19 protein-coding genes are annotated in these 17,502 nt (G+C 70.3%); 7 read left to right on the top strand and 12 right to left on the bottom strand.

What is annotated here, in order from left to right; translation table 11 throughout:
* Positions 1–75: 75 nt before the first annotated feature.
* Entirely contained in the window at positions 76–1,302 is a 1,227-nt protein-coding gene (locus tag ASF28_RS11840) for an efflux RND transporter periplasmic adaptor subunit (RefSeq protein ID WP_056092482.1), read from the top strand.
* Positions 1,303–1,318: 16 nt separating this feature from the next.
* On the top strand, positions 1,319–4,456 hold the full coding sequence (locus tag ASF28_RS11835; protein ID WP_056092479.1) for an efflux RND transporter permease subunit: 3,138 nt from the start codon (positions 1,319–1,321) through the stop codon (positions 4,454–4,456).
* A gap of 469 nt (positions 4,457–4,925) precedes the next feature.
* Here ASF28_RS11835 and ASF28_RS11830 read toward each other — a convergent pair whose 3' ends face one another.
* The 4 genes from ASF28_RS11830 to ASF28_RS11815 form a co-directional block, all read right to left on the bottom strand.
* Complete coding sequence (locus ASF28_RS11830) at positions 4,926–5,111, bottom strand: hypothetical protein (protein WP_056092476.1); 186 nt, start codon at positions 5,109–5,111, stop codon at positions 4,926–4,928.
* Between the two features lie 101 nt (positions 5,112–5,212).
* Positions 5,213–6,556, bottom strand: a complete 1,344-nt coding sequence (locus ASF28_RS11825; protein WP_244475028.1) for an ATP-binding protein — start codon at positions 6,554–6,556, stop codon at positions 5,213–5,215.
* A 54-nt stretch (positions 6,557–6,610) separates the two neighbouring features.
* Entirely contained in the window at positions 6,611–7,336 is a 726-nt protein-coding gene (locus ASF28_RS11820; protein ID WP_056092471.1) for a response regulator, read from the bottom strand.
* Positions 7,336–7,908 (bottom strand): MarR family winged helix-turn-helix transcriptional regulator, encoded by a 573-nt coding sequence (locus tag ASF28_RS11815; protein ID WP_244475027.1) that lies wholly within the window; start codon positions 7,906–7,908, stop codon positions 7,336–7,338. The genes ASF28_RS11820 and ASF28_RS11815 overlap by 1 nt, the downstream gene beginning before the upstream one ends.
* A 251-nt stretch (positions 7,909–8,159) precedes the next feature.
* On the opposite strand from ASF28_RS11815, the gene ASF28_RS11810 reads away from it, so the two are divergent.
* The 3 genes from ASF28_RS11810 to ASF28_RS11800 all read left to right on the top strand — a co-directional run bounded on the left by ASF28_RS11810 (position 8,160) and on the right by ASF28_RS11800 (position 9,840).
* Entirely contained in the window at positions 8,160–9,047 is an 888-nt protein-coding gene (locus ASF28_RS11810) for a branched-chain amino acid aminotransferase (protein WP_056092467.1), read from the top strand.
* 98 nt (positions 9,048–9,145) lie between these two features.
* Positions 9,146–9,397, top strand: coding sequence for a DUF3072 domain-containing protein (locus ASF28_RS11805; RefSeq protein WP_056092463.1), 252 nt, complete (start codon positions 9,146–9,148; stop codon positions 9,395–9,397).
* Positions 9,398–9,612: 215 nt separating this feature from the next.
* Positions 9,613–9,840, top strand: a complete 228-nt coding sequence (locus tag ASF28_RS11800) for a Flp family type IVb pilin (RefSeq protein WP_056092460.1) — start codon at positions 9,613–9,615, stop codon at positions 9,838–9,840.
* 10 nt (positions 9,841–9,850) lie between these two features.
* Here ASF28_RS11800 and ASF28_RS11795 read toward each other — a convergent pair whose 3' ends face one another.
* Complete coding sequence (locus tag ASF28_RS11795; protein WP_056092458.1) at positions 9,851–10,633, bottom strand: DUF937 domain-containing protein; 783 nt, start codon at positions 10,631–10,633, stop codon at positions 9,851–9,853.
* Between the two features lie 190 nt (positions 10,634–10,823).
* Between ASF28_RS11795 and sfsA the strand changes: the two genes are divergently transcribed.
* Positions 10,824–11,534: a DNA/RNA nuclease SfsA gene (gene sfsA / locus ASF28_RS11790; protein ID WP_056092455.1), complete on the top strand. Its 711-nt coding sequence runs from the start codon at positions 10,824–10,826 to the stop codon at positions 11,532–11,534.
* 6 nt (positions 11,535–11,540) lie between these two features.
* Here sfsA and ASF28_RS11785 read toward each other — a convergent pair whose 3' ends face one another.
* Entirely contained in the window at positions 11,541–12,371 is an 831-nt protein-coding gene (locus tag ASF28_RS11785; protein ID WP_056092452.1) for an FkbM family methyltransferase, read from the bottom strand.
* Between the two features lie 125 nt (positions 12,372–12,496).
* Here ASF28_RS11785 and ASF28_RS11780 point away from each other — a divergent pair, with 125 nt between their 5' ends.
* On the top strand, positions 12,497–13,261 hold the full coding sequence (locus ASF28_RS11780; protein ID WP_056092450.1) for an alpha/beta fold hydrolase: 765 nt from the start codon (positions 12,497–12,499) through the stop codon (positions 13,259–13,261).
* A 43-nt stretch (positions 13,262–13,304) separates the two neighbouring features.
* Here ASF28_RS11780 and ASF28_RS11775 read toward each other — a convergent pair whose 3' ends face one another.
* The 6 genes from ASF28_RS11775 to ASF28_RS11750 all read right to left on the bottom strand — a co-directional run bounded on the left by ASF28_RS11775 (position 13,305) and on the right by ASF28_RS11750 (position 17,483).
* Positions 13,305–14,066: an ABC transporter permease gene (locus ASF28_RS11775; protein WP_056092448.1), complete on the bottom strand. Its 762-nt coding sequence runs from the start codon at positions 14,064–14,066 to the stop codon at positions 13,305–13,307.
* The gene (locus ASF28_RS11770) at positions 14,063–14,986 is read right to left on the bottom strand and encodes an ABC transporter ATP-binding protein (protein ID WP_056092445.1); all 924 of its coding nucleotides are present in this window, start codon (positions 14,984–14,986) and stop codon (positions 14,063–14,065) included. Before ASF28_RS11770 ends, ASF28_RS11775 begins: the two co-directional genes overlap by 4 nt.
* 117 nt (positions 14,987–15,103) lie before the next feature.
* On the bottom strand, positions 15,104–15,589 hold the full coding sequence (locus tag ASF28_RS11765) for a F0F1 ATP synthase subunit B family protein (protein WP_187273059.1): 486 nt from the start codon (positions 15,587–15,589) through the stop codon (positions 15,104–15,106).
* 112 nt (positions 15,590–15,701) lie between these two features.
* Positions 15,702–16,265, bottom strand: a complete 564-nt coding sequence (locus ASF28_RS11760; RefSeq protein ID WP_056092440.1) for a F0F1 ATP synthase subunit B family protein — start codon at positions 16,263–16,265, stop codon at positions 15,702–15,704.
* A gap of 125 nt (positions 16,266–16,390) precedes the next feature.
* Complete coding sequence (locus tag ASF28_RS11755) at positions 16,391–16,618, bottom strand: F0F1 ATP synthase subunit C (RefSeq protein ID WP_018044493.1); 228 nt, start codon at positions 16,616–16,618, stop codon at positions 16,391–16,393.
* Between the two features lie 109 nt (positions 16,619–16,727).
* Positions 16,728–17,483, bottom strand: a complete 756-nt coding sequence (locus ASF28_RS11750) for a F0F1 ATP synthase subunit A (protein ID WP_056092437.1) — start codon at positions 17,481–17,483, stop codon at positions 16,728–16,730.
* Between the last annotated feature and the right edge of the window lie 19 nt (positions 17,484–17,502).

Below are 17,502 nucleotides of genomic sequence, written 5' to 3'. Positions count from 1 at the left end.
GTCCGTGTCGGGCGTCACGGCTCCGGGCCTACATCACCGGCCCGGTGGGCGCAGAACGAGCGAATCCAGAGCCCCATGCGCGCGCGACAGCTTCTGCCGGTCCTCTTCCCCGTCCTGTTCTTCCCCATCCTGTTCGCGATCCCGTTCGCCGCGCAGGCCGCCGAGACCGCCGCCGTCCCCGACGCGGCGGCCCTGGCCCCCGCCGTCACGGTGGTGCCGGCCGAGGCGCGCGAGGTGGTCGAGCGGGCCGTGGTCACCGGCACCCTGGTGCCCCGCGACGAGATCCTGGTGGCGCCCGAGATCGAGGGCACCCGCATCACCGAACTCCTGGTGGAGGAGGGCGCACGGGTGGAGAAGGGCCAGCCCCTGGCCCGCCTGTCCCTGGAGATGATCGTCACGCAGGAGGCCGCCAACGCCGCCGCCCTGGCCCGGGCCGACGCCGCCATCGTCCAGGCCCGCAGCCAGATCGTCCAGGCGGAGGCGGCGCAGACCGAGGCCAACCTGGCCCTCGAGCGCGCCCGCAGCCTGGTGAAGACCGGCAACGCCACGGCCGCCGTCCTGGAGCAGCGCGTCTCGGCCGCGCAGGGCGGGGAGGGGCGTGTCGCCGCCGCCCGCGGCGGACTCCAGCTCGCCGAGGCCGACCGGGCCACCGCCCGCGCGCAGGGCTCCGAGATCGCCCTGCGGCGCGCCCGCACGGACATCCGCGCGCCGGAGGGCGGCATCGTCAGCCGGCGCACCGCCCGGGTCGGCGCCACGGCGAGTGCCGTCGGGGAGCCGATGTTCCGCCTCATCGCCCGGGGCGAGATCGAGCTCGAGGGCGAGATCCCGGAAGTCTCGATGCCGCGCCTGAAGCTCGGCGATCCCGTGACCCTCGAGGGCGAGGAGGGCCGGACCCTCACCGGGCGCGTCCGCCGCATCGACCCGGAGGTCGACCGGATGACGCGCCTCGGCCGGGTCCGCATCGCGCTTTCGCCCGACCCGTCCCTCCGCATCGGCGCTTTCGCCCGCGGCAAGGTCGAGGTGGCGCGCCGACGCGGGATCGGCGTGCCGCTCTCGGCGGTGCTCTACGCCACGGACGGGGCCGCGTCGGTGTTCGTGGTGAAGGACGACCGGGTCGAGGCCCGCCGGATCGTGCCGGGACTCGCCGCCGACGGCATCATGGAGGTCCGCTCGGGCGTCGAGGCCGGCGAGGCCGTGGTGGCGCGCGCCAGCTCGTTCCTGCGCGACGGCGACCGGGTGCGGGCGGTCCAGCCGGCGACGGCCGCCGCCGACGCCGCGCCCCGCTCAGACCCGCCGCGCTGAGATCGGACCCGACGCCATGCGCCTCAACGTCTCCGCCTGGGCCATCCGCAAGCCGATCCCGTCCATCGTGCTGTTCCTGGTGCTGGTGGTGCTGGGCCTCGTCAGCTTCCGCGCCCTGCCGATCACCCGATTCCCCAACATCGACATCCCCATCGTCGCCGTCACGGTGACGCAGGCCGGCTCCGCCCCGTCCGAACTGCAGACGCAGGTGACGAAGGTGATCGAGGACGCCGTGGCCGGCGTGAAGGGCGTCAAGCACACCATCTCGGCCATCACCGAAGGCATCTCCACCACCACCATCGAGTTCCGCCTGGAGACCAACACCGACCGGGCGGTCAACGACGTCAAGGACGCCATCTCGAAGGTGCGGGTGAACCTGCCGCGCACCATCGACGAGCCGATCATCAACCGCGTCGAGATCGCCGGCCTGCCGATCATGATCTACGGCGCCGCCGCCCCGGCGATGACGCCCGAGGACCTGTCCTGGCTCATCGACGACGTCATCGCCCGCCAGATCCAGGGGGTGAAGGGCGTCGGCGGCGTCGAGCGCCTCGGCGGCGTCGCCCGCGAGATCCGCGTCACCCTGAAGCCCGACCGCCTGCTGGCGCTCGGCATCACGGCGGCAGACGTGAACCGGCAGCTGCGCCTGACCTCCGCCGACATGGCCGGCGGGCGCGGCGAACTCGGCGGCCAGGAGCAGTCGATCCGCACGCTGGCGGGGGCCGCGAGCCTCGACACCCTGGCGCAGACTTCCATCATCGTGCCGGGCAACCGCAAGGTCCGCCTCGACGAGCTCGCGACCCTGGTCGACGGTTCGGAGGAGCCGCGCACCTTCGCGCGCTTCAACGGCGAGCCCGTGGTCGCCTTCGCCATCTCGCGGGCCACGGGGGCGAGCGACGCCGAGGTCGCCACCGCCGTGGCGAGGAAGATCGACGAGCTCCGGGGCAAGCATCCGGGCGTGCGCTTCGACCTCATCGACACCTCCGTCACCAACACCGTCGGCAACTACCACTCGGCCATGCTCAGCCTCGTCGAGGGCGCGGCGCTCGCCGTCATCGTGGTGTTCCTGTTCCTGCGGGACTGGCGCGCGACCCTCATCGCCTCCATCGCCCTGCCCCTGTCGGTGCTGCCGACGTTCTGGATCATGAACACCCTGGGCTTCTCGCTCAACGCCGTCAGCCTGCTCGCCATCACGTTGGTCACCGGCATCCTCGTCGACGACGCCATCGTGGAGATCGAGAACATCGTCCGGCACATGCGCATGGGGAAATCGCCCTACCGCGCGGCCCTGGAGGCGGCCGACGAGATCGGGCTGGCCGTCATCGCCATCACGGCGACCATCATGGCGATCTTCGCCCCCGTGTCGTTCATGAGCGGCATCGCCGGGCAGTACTTCAAGCAGTTCGGCCTCACCATCGCGGCCGCCGTGTTCATGTCGCTGCTGGTGGCCCGCCTGATCACGCCGCTCCTCGCCGCCTACTTCCTGCGCGACCACGGTCCCGAGGACGAGCGCGAGGGCCCGGTCATGCGGGCCTATACCCGCGTGGTGGCGTGGTCCGTGCGCCACAAGTTCATCACCCTGGTGGTCGGGCTGGCGTGCTTTGCCGCCTCGATCCTGTCGACGCGCCTCCTGCCGGCGGGCTTCCTCCCGGCCGAGGATGCCGCCCGCACCATCTTCGTCGTCGAGCTCCCCCCGGGGGCGCGCCTCGCCGACACCACCCGGGTCAGCGACGGCCTCGTCGACCGCATCCGGACCCTGCCGGAGGTGCGCAGCGTCTTCGTCGACGGGGGACGGCAATTGCCGGGCAAGAAGGAGGTCCGGCTCGCCACCTTCACCATCAACCTGACGCCGAAGAACGCGCGGGCTCGCACCCAGAAGGAGATGGACGTCGCCATCGGCGCCCTCCTGCGCCAGGAGCCCGACATCCGCTCCTGGGCCCTGCGCGAGAGCGGCCAGCGCGACCTCACCCTCATCATCTCGGGGCCGGACAAGGCCGTGGTGGCCGAGGTCGCCGCCCGGCTCCAGCGCGAGGCGGCGACGGTGCCCCACCTCGTCAACGTGCTCTCCACCGCCCCCCTCGACCGCACGGAAATCCGCATCCGCCCGAAAGCCGGGGTCGCGGCCGATCTCGGCGTGTCGACGGACCTCATCGCCGAGACCGTGCGGGTCGGCACCATCGGGGACATCGGCGCCAACCTCGCCAAGTTCAACGCCGTCGACCGGCAGGTGCCGATCCGCGTGATGCTGCCCGAGCGCCTGCGCGGCGACCTCTCGCAGTTGGAGACCCTGAAGGTGCCGGTGAAGGGCGGCGCCTCCGTGCCGCTCTCGACGGTGGCCGACCTCAGCCTCGGGCGCGGCCCCACCGCCATCGACCGCTACGACCGCGCCGTCCGCGTGGCGCTGGAAGCCAACATGGAGGGCTCGGACGCCCTCGGCTCCCTCATCGCCGCCGTCCTCGACCTGCCGGCGGCCAAGGACCTGCCGCCGGGCGTCGTCATCCGCCAGACCGGCGACGCCGAGGTCATGGGCGAGGTGTTCGAGGGCTTCGCCCTCGCCATGGGCGCCGGCCTGATGATGGTGTTCGGCGTCCTCGTGCTGCTGTTCGGCAACTTCCTGCAGCCGCTGACCATCCTGTTCTCCCTGCCGCTCTCCATCGGCGGAGCGATCCTCGGCCTGCTCATCTTCAACAAGCCCATCTCCATGCCGGTGGTCATCGGCATCCTGATGCTCATGGGCGTGGTGACGAAGAACGCCATCATGCTGGTGGACTTCGCCCTCGAGGAGATGGCCAAGGGCGTCGACCGGGCCACCGCCATCATCGACGCGGGTCGCAAACGCGCGCGGCCCATCGTGATGACCACCATCGCCATGGCGGCGGGGATGGTGCCCTCGGCCATGGCGCTCGGCATCGGCGGCGAGTTCCGCGCCCCCATGGCCATCGCGGTCATCGGCGGCCTCATCGTCTCGACGGGCCTGTCCCTGATCTTCGTCCCGGCGATCTTCGTCCTCGTCGACGACCTCTCGCGCCTGTTCGTGCGGCTGTTCGCCCGCTTCATCGGCCGCAAGGACGAGCCGGAGGACGGCCCCTTCGCCCTGCCGGCCGCGTCGGCCAACGACCGCAAGGGGTTCTCGCCGCGCATCGCGGCGGAGTGATCGTTTTTCGGTTCGCGTTCCCCTCGCGGCGGACCGGGGTCACGGGCCCGCCGAGGCATTGCCGCGCGAAGACTGAAGGCGTGAGGCGCGACGGGCTTCCTGTCGTTCCAGGCGACGACATTCACATCTCCCGCGGATAGCGCGGGTCCCCTCTCCTGGAAGGAGAGGGACAGGGTGAGGTGTGCGAACTTTTCGGAGAGTCCACGACCCTCACCCCAGCCCTCTCCCAAACAGGAGAGGGGGCCCGTCGCGGTTCATCTGCCATCGCCCTGCCGCCAGGGGGAGGGGGGACCCGCGCCCTATCGGAGCGATCGGCGATCTCGCCGCTGTGTGAGACCGTTGGCCTGGGAGGCGAGGGGGTCCGCGCCCGGCCCATCCCCGAGCCGATCAAGTGAAGATCCTTTGAAACGAAAACGGCCCGAACCAAAGGTCCGGGCCGCACACTCACATCGAAAAAACCGAAAAAAGCTCAGGCGCGCTCGGCGAGGCGGCTGGCGGCGAAGCAGAGGCCGCCGGCGATGATGAACAGCACCACGAAGGTCTTCACGGTGGAGTAGAACAGGGCCGGCTCGATGCCCGTATCCGTGTAGAGCAGCAGGCCGATGGCGCTGATGGGCAGGAGCAGGAGAGCCAGGATCGGGGTCAGCGGGTTCATGGGGACACTCAGCCTCAACGCGGACCCGGTGCACCGGCCCGTCGGATCATGATGACGTCCACCCCCTTAGCACTCCGGGGTGCGCGGCGCCAAGGGTCGCATCAGGCCGGAATCCGCACGGTGGCGCGCAGGCCCCCCAACGGAGAATCGTGCAGGCTGACGTCGCCGCCATGCGCCCGGGCGATGTCGCGGGCGATGGAGAGGCCGAGGCCGGAGCCGCCGGCATCCTGGCGCGCGTCGTCGAGGCGCACGAACGGCTTGAACACCTCCTCGCGCTGGTCGAGGGGAATGCCCGGCCCGTCGTCGTCGATGGAGACGAGGAAGCTGCGGACCTCGCGCCGGCCCACCACCGCGACGGTGTCGCCGTAGCGCGCGGCGTTGGCCGCGAGGTTGAACAGGCAGCGGCGGATGGCGTCGGGCCGCAGGGTGACCTCGGCCTCACCCTCGATCTCGACGGCCTCCACGTGGGCGCCGAGGCGCTCCACGTCCGTGCGCAGGTCCTCCAGCAGGGCGCGCATGTCGGTGGGCACCGCCGCCTCGCCGGAATCGCCCCGGGCGAAGGCGAGGTAGGCTTCCAGCATCCGGCTCATCTCGTCGACGTCGCGCTGGAGATCCTCGACGTCGGCCGTCTGGTCGATGAGCGCCAGGGTGAGCTTGAACCGGGTGATGATGGTGCGCAGGTCGTGGCTCACGCCGTTGAGCATGGTCGTGCGCTGCTCCATGGCCCGCTCGATGCGGCGCTTCATCTCGATGAAGGCGTGGCCGGCCTGGCGGACCTCGCGGGCGCCGCGCGGACGGAACTCGATCTCGCGGCCCTTGCCGAAACTCTCGGCCACGGCGGCGAGGCGCAGGATCGGCTTGATCTGGTTGCGCAGGAACAGGATCGCGACGCCGAGCAGCACCAGGGACGAGCCGCTCATCCACAGGAGGAAGATGTGCGAGTTCGAGGCGTAGGCCATGCTGCGCCGCGCCGTGACCCGCAGGACCCCGTCGGGAATCGCCACACGGATCTCGATGAGGCTGGAGCGGCCCACCGTGTCGATCCAGTACGGCCGGCGGATCTGGCGCTTGATCTCGTCGGACAGGACCTCGTCGAGGATCGAGAAGAACGGCCGCGGGCCGGCGACGGGCAGCGTCGCGCCCTTCAGGATGTCGAGGTCGAGGTTGAGGCGCGTCCCGGCGATGCGGGTCAGGGTCTCGGCGTCCTTGTCCTGGGGGTAGCTCTCGTAGACGTCGATGAGGGCGGCGACGTCCGCCGTCACCGCCGCCGACAGGCGACGGGTCACGAGCTGCCAGTGCCGCTCCATGAAGGTGTAGGCGATCACCGATTGCAGCAGCACCACGGGGGCGATGATGATGATGAGCGAGCGCGCGTAGAGGCCCTTGGGCAGCACGTCGCCGATGGCGCGGCTGAGGAGCCGCCACAGGCGGCGCGGCGGCGGCATCCGGGCGAGGGCCGCGAGCAGGCGGTTCAGCGGGCGCGCCTGCGGCATGGGCGATCAGTCGACGGCGAGGCGGTAGCCGACGCCCCGCACGGTCTGCAGGAACAGGGGGTTGGCCGGATCGACCTCGGTCTTGCGGCGCAGGCGGTTGATCTGCACGTCGATGCTGCGCTCGGCCGCCAACCCGCCGGCGCCCGCTAGGGCCTCGCGCTCGACATTGGCGCCGGCGGCCTGCGCCAGGACGGTGAGAATCTCGCGCTCGCGCTCGGTGATGCGGATGGTCTCGTCCTCGCGGCGCAGTTCGCCCCGGTCGATGCGGTAGGAAAACGGGCCGAAGGTCACGGTCTCGAGGCCGGGCTCGCGGGCCGGGGACCCTTCCGCGCGCCGCTTGATGATGTTGTTGAGGCGCAGGATCAGCTCGCGCGGCTCGAAGGGTTTCGGCAGGTAGTCGTCGGCGCCGATCTCGAGGCCCATGACCCGGTCGTTAGGGTTGGAGCGGGCGGTGAGCATCAGGATCGGCACCCGCGAGGTCTCGCGGACCTGGCGGGCGTAGTCGAACCCGCTCTCGCCGGGCATCATCACGTCGAGCACCAGGGCGTCGAACACGAAGCACTGCGCCTTGGTGCGCGCCTCGGCGACGTTGGCGGCGGCGGTGACCCGGAAGCCCTGCTCGTAGAGGAAGCGGCTGAGGAGCTCGCGCACCCGCCGGTCGTCGTCGACCACGAGGACGTGGGGCGCGTGGTCGGGCAGCTCGACGCTGGCCTTCAGGCCGGGGAGGGACATCAGGCGGCGCTCCGGGCTCGGCGGGCCATGAGGCGGCGCACGGTGGCGCGCTCCTCGGGCTCGATCATGGCGAGCAGGAAGTTCTGGGCCGAGACGGTCCCGCCCTCCGAAGATTTTCCGGATGAAGCCCCGCTCGCCGAAGACTTGTCCTCCGAAGTCCCGACTTCCAAAATCCCGTCCTCCGGATCGGCCAGGGCCCGCGTCACCCGGCGGGTCTGCACGCGGATGAGGTCGCCGGCCAGGGCGGTGCCGCGTTCCGTGCAGAACAGCAGCCGCTGGCGCCGGTCGCTCGTCCCGGTCTTCTGGACGATGTAGTCCTGCTCGATGAGGTCCTTCAGCACCCGGTTCAGACTCTGCTTCGTGATCCGCAGGATATCGAGGAGTTCGGCGATGGTCAGGCCCGGATAGCGGTCGACGAAGTGCAGCACCCGGTGGTGCGCCCGGCCGAACCCGTATTGCGCCAGGATGCGGTCGGGGTCACCGACGAAATCGCGATAGGCGAAGAACAGCAGCTCGATGAGGTCGTCGCCGGGGCTCTCGGTGGCGGGGCTCTCGATCGCGGCGTTCTCCACCGCGGTGTTCTCGGCCGGGGCGTTCTCGGTGGCGGGGAGGGTCACGTCGGGAGCGGCCTCGGTTTATGTCAGTGTTATTGACATATTTCAGGCGCGTTGCTACCCGTCAAGCCTTCCGGTAGGGCGTCCCGACCCGCAGCCTGTTCCGATTCCGGGCTCGTTACGATTCCCGGCCTGTTCCGCCGCCCGACCTCCCCACACCCATCTGACGCCGGCTTCGAGGGCAAGCCCGCGTGTCGAGGAAGCCGACCATGTCCCTGATCCCGTTCGACGCGCGCGAGGGCACCATCTGGTACGATGGCGCGATGGTGCCGTGGAAGGACGCCAAGATCCACGTGCTTTCCCACGGCCTGCATTATGGCTCGTCGGTGTTCGAGGGCGAGCGGGCCTACGGGGGGCGCATCTTCAAGAGCCGCGAGCACGCGGAGCGCCTGCTGCGCTCGGCCGAACTGCTCGACTTCAAAATCCCCTACACGGCCGACGCGATCGAGGCGGCCAAGGACCTCGTCCTCAAGACCAGCGGGCTCACGGACGCGTATCTGCGCCCGGTGGCCTGGCGCGGCTCGGAGATGATGGGCGTGGCGGCCCAGAACAACACCATCCACCTCGCCATCGCCGCCTGGGAATGGCCGAGCTACTTCGATCCCGAGACCAAGATGAAGGGCATCCGCCTCGACATCGCCGATTATCGCCGGCCCGACCCCCGCACCGCCCCATCGAGCTCGAAGGCGGCGGGCCTCTACATGATCTGCACCATCTCCAAGCACCGGGCCGAGAACAAGGGCTACGCCGACGCCCTCATGCTCGACTGGGAGGACAACGTCGCCGAGTGCACCGGCGCCAACGTGTTCTTCGTCCGCGACGGCGTGCTGCACACGCCGCTCGCCGACCGCTTCCTCAACGGCATCACCCGCCAGACGGTGATCGAGCTGGCCCGCCGCCGCGGCGTCGAGGTGGTCGAGCGGCGCATCCTGCCGGCCGAGCTCAAAGGCTTCTCGGAATGCTTCATCACCGGGTCGGCCGCCGAGGTGACGCCGGTGTCGGAGATCGGCCCGTACCGGTTCGTGCCGGCGTCCCTGACCAAGACCTTGATGGACGACTACACCGCCGAGGTTCAGCCGAAGGCCGTCGCGGCCTGATCGCCTCCGTTCCGCCCGGCTCCGAATGGGCCGGGCGGACCGGAACCTCGGCCCCGGGCCCGCGTTCGCTTGGAACATTCCATGAACGCGAGGCGACCATGACCAAGGCTGCGCAGAAGGCCGTCGACACCGACGAGACCAATCCGAAGATCGACCCGAAGGACACCTCGAACCAGATCAAGGACCCGAGCGAGTGGACCACGGGCGGCGAGCCGATGACGGGCGCCCAGGCCTCCTACCTCAAGACCCTGTCGGAGCAGGCCAAGGACCCCGACGCCTTCGAGCCGGACCTTGACAAGGCGGAAGCGTCCCAGCGCATCGACGCCCTGCGCAAGGAAACCGGCAAGTAGAGTGAGGCTTGTCGAGGCGCGGATCGCCCTTCCGGCCACCGTGCGCGAAACCACCGCCGGGGCGCCGGCGGGGTGTTTCGCTAAAGGTGCGAAGCCGGCTTTCGCAAGCCGGCTTCCGACGAATACGGCCAAGATTCCAGGATGGGCTTAAGCCCCCGGCAACGGACCGCGGCCTATGGTCGGCGGCTTCGATCTGACTGGGGAACCTTCGAACGATGGCACGCGGATCGGACGAAGGTGAGGGCGCCCTCGGCGCTGGTGGGACCCGGTCGGTCCGGCGAACCCACGCACGGTTCGCCGGGGACGAGGGCGGCACCACGGCGGTGGAATACACCCTCATCGCCGGTTTCATCGGCCTCGCCCTCATCGCGGGCATGCGGATCTACTCGGACAAGATAGTTCTGGTCTACCAGACCCTCGCCGCAGCGCTGACGCCGCCCTGATCGGACCGCCTCAGCGGTCGCGGCCCCCGACCTTCGGCGACGGGCCGCCGTCCTGTCCGCCCGTGCGGTCCCCCTCCTGCCAGAACGTATCGAACAGGGACTGCATCGCCTTGGCGTTCTCCTGTTGAACGTCGAGGCCGGTCTGGAACATCTGCTGGAACAGCTCGAACGGGGCCGCGTCGTTGGTGGGCCGGGCGGCGGGCGACGCGCCGAGCCGCGTCGTGCGGGCGGCGCCCCGTACCGGTGCGGGCCGGGCGGCGGGCGATTTCGACGCGGCGGGTTTCGGCGCGAGGGCGCCGCCCGCATTCATGAAGGCGTTGACCATGTCGGTCCAGTAGGGGTTCGGGGGGAATCCGAACGCGTTCGGCGCGGGCGCCGGAGCGGCGGCCTGCGGCGTCTGGTTGACCATCACGTGGACGATGCCGGCGACGATCATCCCGGCCATCACCGGCAGCATCTGCTTGAGGACCGGCGTGGCGATGCCGCTCGCCCCCGCCGCCTGCTGGAGGACCGCCTGGCTCAGATGCGGCGAGCCGAAGAGCTGGCTCACCAGCATGTCCATCTGCGGCGAGGCCGAGGCGCGCGGTGCCGTGGCGCCGGCCCCCGCGAGGCTGAACAGGTGCGCGAACCCCGTCGGGTCGTTGGCGGCGTTGCGCTGGAGTCCCATGCTGAAGGCGGGCAGCAGCGCCTCCATGGCCCGCCGGGTCTGGTCCTGCGACAGGCCGAACTGCTGTCCGAAGCCCTGAGCGCCCGGACCGGCCTGCGCCTGGAGGATATCGAACAGGTTGAACATGGGGGCCTCGTGGACGGACGGGTGGCGCCGCTCCGGGTCGGGTTCGCGGTCATGCGGCCCCAAGTCTGTCGCATCGCCGGTTGACTTACCAGCCCGCCGGCGGCGATGCCCCCTCCCGAACGCCGGGAATGACCGCCCAGGCCGGGATTTCCGGCCGAAATCCGCCGCCGCCGTTCGATCAGGTGATCCGATGCGCTTTCCCGCGCCCCTCATTCCCGCGCGCCTGGTGCGGCGCTACAAGCGCTTCCTCGCCGACATGGAGCTCGCGGACGGCAGCGTGGTCACGGCGCATTGCGCCAATCCGGGGGCGATGCTCGGCCTCCTGGCACCGGGCGCCCGCACGCTCCTGTCCGCCTCCACCAACCCCGCGCGAAAACTCGGCTTCTCGTGGGAGCTCGTGGAGGCCGACTTGGCCGGCGGGCGGCAATGGGTCGGCATCGACACCCAGCGCCCCAACGCCCTGGTGGCGGAGGCCTTCGCGGCCGGCGCCCTGCCGCAGCTCGCCGCCTACACGAGCCTGAAGCCGGAGGTCCGCTACGCGAAAGCGAGCCGCGTCGACTTCCTGGCCCAGGGGGCGGGGCTGGTGCCCTGCCACGTCGAGGTGAAGAACTGCCACCTCCTGCGCACGCCCGGGCTGGCCGAGTTCCCCGACTGCACGGCGGCCCGCAGCGCCCGGCACATGGCCGATCTCGCCGGGGTGGTGGCGGAGGGCGGCCGGGCCATGCTCATCGTCGTGGTCCAGATGCGGGCGGAGCGCTTCGACGTCGCCCGCGACATCGACCCGGCCTTCGACGCCGCCTTCCGGGCCGCCCGCGCCGCCGGCGTCGCGGTCCACGCCCACCTCTGCCGGGTCGATCCCGACGGCGTCACCCTCGCGGAGGCGATCCCCGTCGTCGGGTGACCCGCCTCACGCACCCCGCTCAAAGATGAGATTCAGGCGGGTGCGGGCCAGGAGCCGATAGCCGTTGGCCTCCAGCAGGGCCGGCAGGTCGATCTGCCACTGGGCGGTGCCGTTCTCGACGAGCAGCAGGCGCGGATGCAGGGAGACCGGCGCGCTGCGGAAGAACGGCTCGAGGATGAGGTCCTCGGCGCCCTCGACGTCGAGCTTGATGGCGTCGATGCGGGTGATGCCCTCGCCCTGGGCGAGGTCGAGCAGGGTGACGGCCGGCACGCGGATCTGCGCGCCCTCGTTGGTGCCGACGATCTTCAGGCTCGATTCGCCGCGGTTGCGCGGATCGACGAACAGGGTGAGCTCGCCGGCTTTGTCGGCCACCGCGCAGGCCACGGCCTTGACCGTGCCGAACGGGTTCTGGGCGATGTTGTAGGTCAGCCGGTCGAACACGTCGGGCTGGGGCTCGACGGCGAGGATGCGGGCGCGGGGGCCGGCGAAGGCCGCCACGAACAGGGCGTAGGCGCCGATGTTGGCGCCGATGTCGAGGAAGGTGCAGCCGGGTTCGAGGCGGGCCCGGAGAAGCGCGCGCTCCTCGGGATCGAAGAATTGCGGCGTGAACAGCACCTTCTTCTCGCAATTGTTGTTGTACGGGTAGAGCCGCATCCGGGCGCCGTAGCGCTCCACGTCGAGGGGGCGCCCGCGCAGGAGGCCGATGCCGACCCGGCGCAGGAACAGGGCGAGGCGCCGGGCGCCCCAGCTCCCGTAGGAGAGGCGGCCCGTGCGCTCGGCGATGCGCGCGACGAGGCCGGTGGGGGCATAGGTGCCGTAGGGCTGGGTGTCCTTCATCGCCGGGGGTGATGCCAGCCCGATCCGGCCGGGGCAAGCGCCGGCTCCATCCTGGGGCTTCCCTCCATCGCCGGGGCGGACCAAAAGGGCATCAATCCCACCCGCTGCCGTACCCCGAGCGTGCCATGCAGACTTTCCTCTCCGACGGCGTCCGCATCGCCTACCTCGACACGCCCGCCGAGCATGGCGCCGGCGATCCGATCCTGCTGATCCACGGCTTCGCCTCGAACCACGCCGTGAATTGGGTCAACACCCAGTGGGTCAAGACCCTGGCGAAGGCCGGGCGCCGGGTCATCGCCCTCGACAATCGCGGCCACGGCGAGAGCCAGAAGCTCTACGATCCGGAGGCCTACGGCTCCGACCTCATGGCGCAGGACGCGGCCCGGCTCCTCGACCATCTCGACATCGCACGGGCCGACGTCATGGGCTATTCCATGGGCGCGCGCATCGCGGCCTACCTCGCCCTGGACGACGGTCCCCGCGTGCGCTCCCTCCTCCTCGGCGGCCTCGGCCTGCACCTCGTCGAGGGCAGGGGCCTGCCCGACGGCATCGCCGAGGCCCTGGAGGCGGAGCCCGGCGCGCCGGCGCCGAACCCCACGGCCGCCGCCTTCCGCACCTTCGCCGAGCAGACCAAGAGCGATCTCCGGGCGCTCGCCGCCTGCATGCGCGGCTCGCGCCAGACCCTGTCGCGGGCCGAGGTCGCCGAGATCCGGGCGCCGACCCTGGTGACCGTCGGCACCCTCGACACCGTCTCGGGCCCCGGGCCGGCCCTCGTGGCGCTCATGCCCAACGCCCAGTCGCTGGAGCTGCCGAACCGCGACCACAGCACGGCGGTGGGCGACCGGGGACATCGGACGGGCGTGCTCGCGTTCCTCGACGGGCGGCCATGATCGTGGGCTCCCGCGAAACGCCCGGGCGTTTCGCGGGGACCACTCAGCTCTTCAGACGATACCCCGTGCGAAAGATCCAGGTGACGCCGGCGAGGCACAGGGCGAGGAAGACCAGGGCCATGGCTAGGCTCACCCCGATGCTCACGTCGGAATTGCCGAAGAACGCCCAGCGGAACCCGCTGATGAGGTAGACCACGGGGTTGGCGAGGCTGAGGGTCCGCCACACCGGCGGCAGCATGTCGATGGAGTAGAAGCTGCCGCCGAGGAAGGTCAGGGGCGTGACGATGAGCAGGGGCACGAGCTGCAGCCGCTCGAACCCGTCCGCCCACAGGCCGATGAGGAAGCCGAACAGGCTGAACGTCACCGCCGTGAGCAGCAGGAAGCCCACCATCACGAACGGGTGCTCGATGCGGATGGGGACGAACAGGGTCGCGGTGGCGAGGATGATCAGGGCGATGAGGATCGATTTCGAGGCCGCTGCGCCGACGTAGCCGAGCACGATCTCCAGGGGCGACACCGGCGCCGACAGGATCTCGTAGATCGTGCCGGCGAAGCGCGGGAAGTAGATGCCGAACGAGGCGTTGGCGATGCTCTGGGTCAGGAGCGACAGCATCATCAGGCCGGGCACGATGAAGGCGCCGTAGGCGATGCCGTCGACGGAGGCCATGCGCGAGCCGATGGCCGCGCCGAACACCACGAAGTAGAGCGCCGTGGCGATGACCGGGGCGACGATGCTCTGCAGGGCCGTGCGCCAGAAGCGGGCCATTTCGAAGCGGTAGAGAGCGCGGACCGCGTACCAGTTCATGCGCGTTCCTTCACGAGGTCGACGAAGATGTCCTCCAGGGAGGATTGTTTGGTGTCGAGATCGCGAAAGCCGATGCCAGCCCGGGCGATGTCGGCGAGCAGCCCCGTGAGGGCCGCGTCGGCCTTCGTGTCGTAGGTGTAGACGAGGTCGCGCCCGCCTTGCGTCAGTTCGAGGTGGTGGCCGGACAGGGCAGGGGGGACCTCGGACAGCGGGGCGTCGAGGTGCAGGGTGAGCTGCTTCTTGCCGAGCTTGCGCATGAGCTCGGCCTTGTCCTCCACGAGGATGATCTCGCCGTTGCGGATGACGCCGACCCGGTCGGCCATCTCCTCGGCCTCGTCGATGTAGTGGGTGGTGAGGATGATGGTGACGCCCTGGTCGCGCAGGCGGCGCACGAGGCGCCACATGTCCTGGCGCAGCGCCACGTCGACGCCGGCGGTGGGCTCGTCGAGGAACAGGATCTGCGGCTCGTGCGCCAGCGCCTTGGCGATGAGCACGCGCCGCTTCATGCCCCCCGACAGGGTCATGATCCGGCTGTCCTTCTTGTCCCACAGGGACAGGTCGCGCAGGACCCGCTCGATATGGGCCGGATCGGGGGGAAGGCCGAACAGGCCCCGGCTGAAGCCGGTGGTCGCCCACACGGTCTCGAACGCGTCGGTGGTCAGTTCCTGCGGCACGAGGCCGATCTTGCGCCGGGCGGCCTTGTAGTCCGTGTCGATGCAGTGCCCGTCGACGCGGATGCTGCCTTCGCTCGCCGTGACGATGCCGCAGACGATGCTGATCAGCGTGGTCTTGCCGGCCCCGTTGGGGCCGAGCAGGGCGAAGATCTCGCCCTTGTGGATGTCGAGGGAGATGGATTTCAGGGCGGCGTGCCCGGTGGCGTAGACCTTGGACAGGTTGGCGATGGAAATGATCGGCGGCATCGGGTCTCCGCTGGGGGGCGTGCGCGTCGGCCGGCTTCTAGCACGCCCGGCCGGGGGCGTCCGACAAACGAAAAAGCCGCCTCGCGGCGGCTTCCTCGTCGATCGATGGAGCTGGGGTCAGGCCTGGAGGCGGGTGCGGACCTCGCCGAGGCTCCGGCGGACCAGATCCTGGGCGGCGTCGCCCTGCATGCGCTCGCGCAGGATGACTTCCGAGACCTTCACGGCCGCGTCGGCGGCGGCGGCGCGGACCTGGGCGGTGGCCTGGACCTCGGCCTGGGCGATCTTGGTCTCGGCGGACTTGGTGCGGCGGGCGATGAACTCGTTCAGGCGGGCATGGCCCTCGTCGGCGATGCGCTGGGCCTCGGCGCGGGCGCCCGAGACGATGGCCTCGGCCTCGGCCTCCGCGGACGCGCGACGCTTCTTGTAGTCGGCGAGCACGCCCGCCGCTTCCTCGCGCAGGCGGCGGGCCTCGTCGAGCTCGGCGCGGACGCGCTTGGCCCGGCCGTCGAGGCCGTTGGTGATCTGGTTGAAGCCACCGACCTTCCAAACGAGGGCCATGAACAGCACGAAGGCGACTGCGACCCAGAATTCGGCTTCCAACAACATGCTCGTCGTCCCAACTCGCTGGCGCCCGAACCGGAGGACCGGCCTGGGCGAAGCCGTCACGGGCCCCGAGGGGCCGCCGGCCGGTAAGGTGTGTGGTGAGCGGACCCGCTCAGTGCGGGAGCGCGACGCTGTCGAGGGCCTTGGCGAGGGCGGCCTCGTCCGGCGAGCGGCCGGTCAGGCGCTCGACGATGGCCGAGGCCGTCTCGCCGGCGATGCCGCGGACGTTGCCCATGGCCTCGGCCGTGCGGCTGCGGATGGTGGCCTCGGCGCCGGCGATCTTGGCGTTCAGCTCGGATTCCAGCGCCTTGCGCTTGGTCTCGGCCTCCTGCGTCAGGGCTGTGCGGGTCTCCAGGGCGATGGCCTGGGCCTTGGCCTGGGCGTCGCTCAGGGACTTCTCGTAGGCGGCGCCGGCGGCGTCGGCCTCGGTCTTGAGGCGCTGGGCCTCGTCGAGGTCCGTCGACAGGCGCGTGGCGCGATCGTTCAGGATGGACTGGATGCGCGGCAGGGCGATCTTGTCCATGAGGTAGTAGAGCAGCCCGAAGGCGAGGGCGAGCCAGATGAGCTGGGACGCGAAGGTGTGGCTCTCGAAGGGCGGGAAGCCGCCGCCATGCTCGGAGGCCGGCGTTGCGGCGAAGCCTTCATGCGTTGCGGTCGGATGAGCCGGCTGAGCCATGACGTCCTTCGGTCGAATCGGGGGCGGTCAAATCAGGAAAGTGGGACCGGACGCGTCTCGCATCCCCTCGGGGGCGCCGCATCCCCTCGGGGACGCCGCGTCCGGTCCGGTATCGGTTCGCGGTCTTAGACGGCGAACAGGAGCAGCAGGGCGACGAGCAGCGAGAAGATGCCGAGCGCTTCCGTGAGGGCGAAGCCGAGGAGCAGGTTGCCGCGCTGGCCGTCGGCGGCCGACGGGTTGCGCAGGGCACCGGCGTAGAACTGGCCGAAGAGGTTGCCGAGGCCGATGGCGGCGCCCGCCATGCCGAGACAGGCGAGGCCGGCACCGATGTACTTGGCAGCTAAGGGATCCATCAAATTGCTCCTGGGGTCGGTTCGGTGTTGCGTGGAGAGAAATCCGGTCCGCGAGGGCGCACCGGGGACGGAAGGGGGCGTCCCGGCCTGGGGCCGGGATGACCCGGCCCTAGTGGCCGGGATGCAGCGCGTCGCTGAGGTAGATCGAAGCGAGCGTGGCGAAGACGTAGGCCTGCAGACCGGCCACGAGGAATTCGAGGGCGGTGACGGCGACGCTGAGGGCCAGGGGCAGGGGCGAGATCGCCCCCCAGGCGCCGGCGGCGAGCAGGGCCGGCACGAAGCCCGCGAAGATCTTGAGGGCAATGTGGCCGGCGAGCACGTTGGCGAACAGACGCACCGCGAGGCTGATGGGGCGCGAGATGAACGACACGATCTCGATGGCGACGATCATCGGCAGGAGCCAGCCGGGCACGCCGGAGGGCACGAACACCTTCAGGAACTTGGTGCCGTGGGCCATGAACCCGTAGACGATCACGGTGCCGATCACGAGGAAGGCCAGGGCGAAGGTGACGATGATGTGGCTGGTCACCGCGAAGGCGTAGGGGATCATGCCGAGCATGTTCAGCACGAGCACGAACATGAACAGCGAGAAGATCAGCGGCATGAACCGCTCGGAGCCGTGGCCGGCGGACTGGCGCAGGGTCGAGCCGATGAACTCGTAGAACACCTCGGCCATGGACTGCATGCGGCCCGGCACCACCGAGCGCTGCGCCGTCGCCACGATGGTGATCAGCGCGATGATCCCCACGGCGGCGAACATGTACAGGGACGACTGCGTGAACGCGATCTCCTGGTTGCCGATATGACCGAACGAGACGAGCGGCTTGAGCTCGAACTGGTGGATCGGATCCATCTTTACGGCCATTGCCGCTCCCGTCCTTCTG

This window comes from Methylobacterium sp. Leaf99 (assembly GCF_001422375.1).
Classification (GTDB): domain Bacteria; phylum Pseudomonadota; class Alphaproteobacteria; order Rhizobiales; family Beijerinckiaceae; genus Methylobacterium.
The sequence above is the reverse complement of the archived record's forward strand: the minus strand, read 5'-3'. Positions and strand labels throughout refer to the sequence as shown.

Bases quoted from the DNA above. Each gene is read 5' to 3' on its own strand.
- sfsA (WP_056092455.1), top strand. From the start codon at position 10,824: ATGCGCTTTCCCGCGCCCCTCATTCCCGCGCGCCTGGTGCGGCGCTAC.
- ASF28_RS11780 (WP_056092450.1), top strand. From the start codon at position 12,497: ATGCAGACTTTCCTCTCCGACGGCGTCCGCATCGCCTACCTCGACACG.
- ASF28_RS11810 (WP_056092467.1), top strand. From the start codon at position 8,160: ATGTCCCTGATCCCGTTCGACGCGCGCGAGGGCACCATCTGGTACGAT.
- ASF28_RS11800 (WP_056092460.1), top strand. From the start codon at position 9,613: ATGGCACGCGGATCGGACGAAGGTGAGGGCGCCCTCGGCGCTGGTGGG.
- ASF28_RS11795 (WP_056092458.1), bottom strand. From the start codon at position 10,633: ATGTTCAACCTGTTCGATATCCTCCAGGCGCAGGCCGGTCCGGGCGCT.
- ASF28_RS11785 (WP_056092452.1), bottom strand. From the start codon at position 12,371: ATGAAGGACACCCAGCCCTACGGCACCTATGCCCCCACCGGCCTCGTC.
- ASF28_RS11760 (WP_056092440.1), bottom strand. From the start codon at position 16,265: ATGGCTCAGCCGGCTCATCCGACCGCAACGCATGAAGGCTTCGCCGCA.
- ASF28_RS11775 (WP_056092448.1), bottom strand. From the start codon at position 14,066: ATGAACTGGTACGCGGTCCGCGCTCTCTACCGCTTCGAAATGGCCCGC.
- ASF28_RS11820 (WP_056092471.1), bottom strand. From the start codon at position 7,336: ATGTCCCTCCCCGGCCTGAAGGCCAGCGTCGAGCTGCCCGACCACGCG.
- ASF28_RS11840 (WP_056092482.1), top strand. From the start codon at position 76: ATGCGCGCGCGACAGCTTCTGCCGGTCCTCTTCCCCGTCCTGTTCTTC.
- ASF28_RS11755 (WP_018044493.1), bottom strand. From the start codon at position 16,618: ATGGATCCCTTAGCTGCCAAGTACATCGGTGCCGGCCTCGCCTGTCTC.
- ASF28_RS11750 (WP_056092437.1), bottom strand. From the start codon at position 17,483: ATGGCCGTAAAGATGGATCCGATCCACCAGTTCGAGCTCAAGCCGCTC.
- ASF28_RS11825 (WP_244475028.1), bottom strand. From the start codon at position 6,556: ATGCCGCCGCCGCGCCGCCTGTGGCGGCTCCTCAGCCGCGCCATCGGC.
- ASF28_RS11770 (WP_056092445.1), bottom strand. From the start codon at position 14,986: ATGCCGCCGATCATTTCCATCGCCAACCTGTCCAAGGTCTACGCCACC.
- ASF28_RS11830 (WP_056092476.1), bottom strand. From the start codon at position 5,111: ATGAACCCGCTGACCCCGATCCTGGCTCTCCTGCTCCTGCCCATCAGC.
- ASF28_RS11835 (WP_056092479.1), top strand. From the start codon at position 1,319: ATGCGCCTCAACGTCTCCGCCTGGGCCATCCGCAAGCCGATCCCGTCC.
- ASF28_RS11805 (WP_056092463.1), top strand. From the start codon at position 9,146: ATGACCAAGGCTGCGCAGAAGGCCGTCGACACCGACGAGACCAATCCG.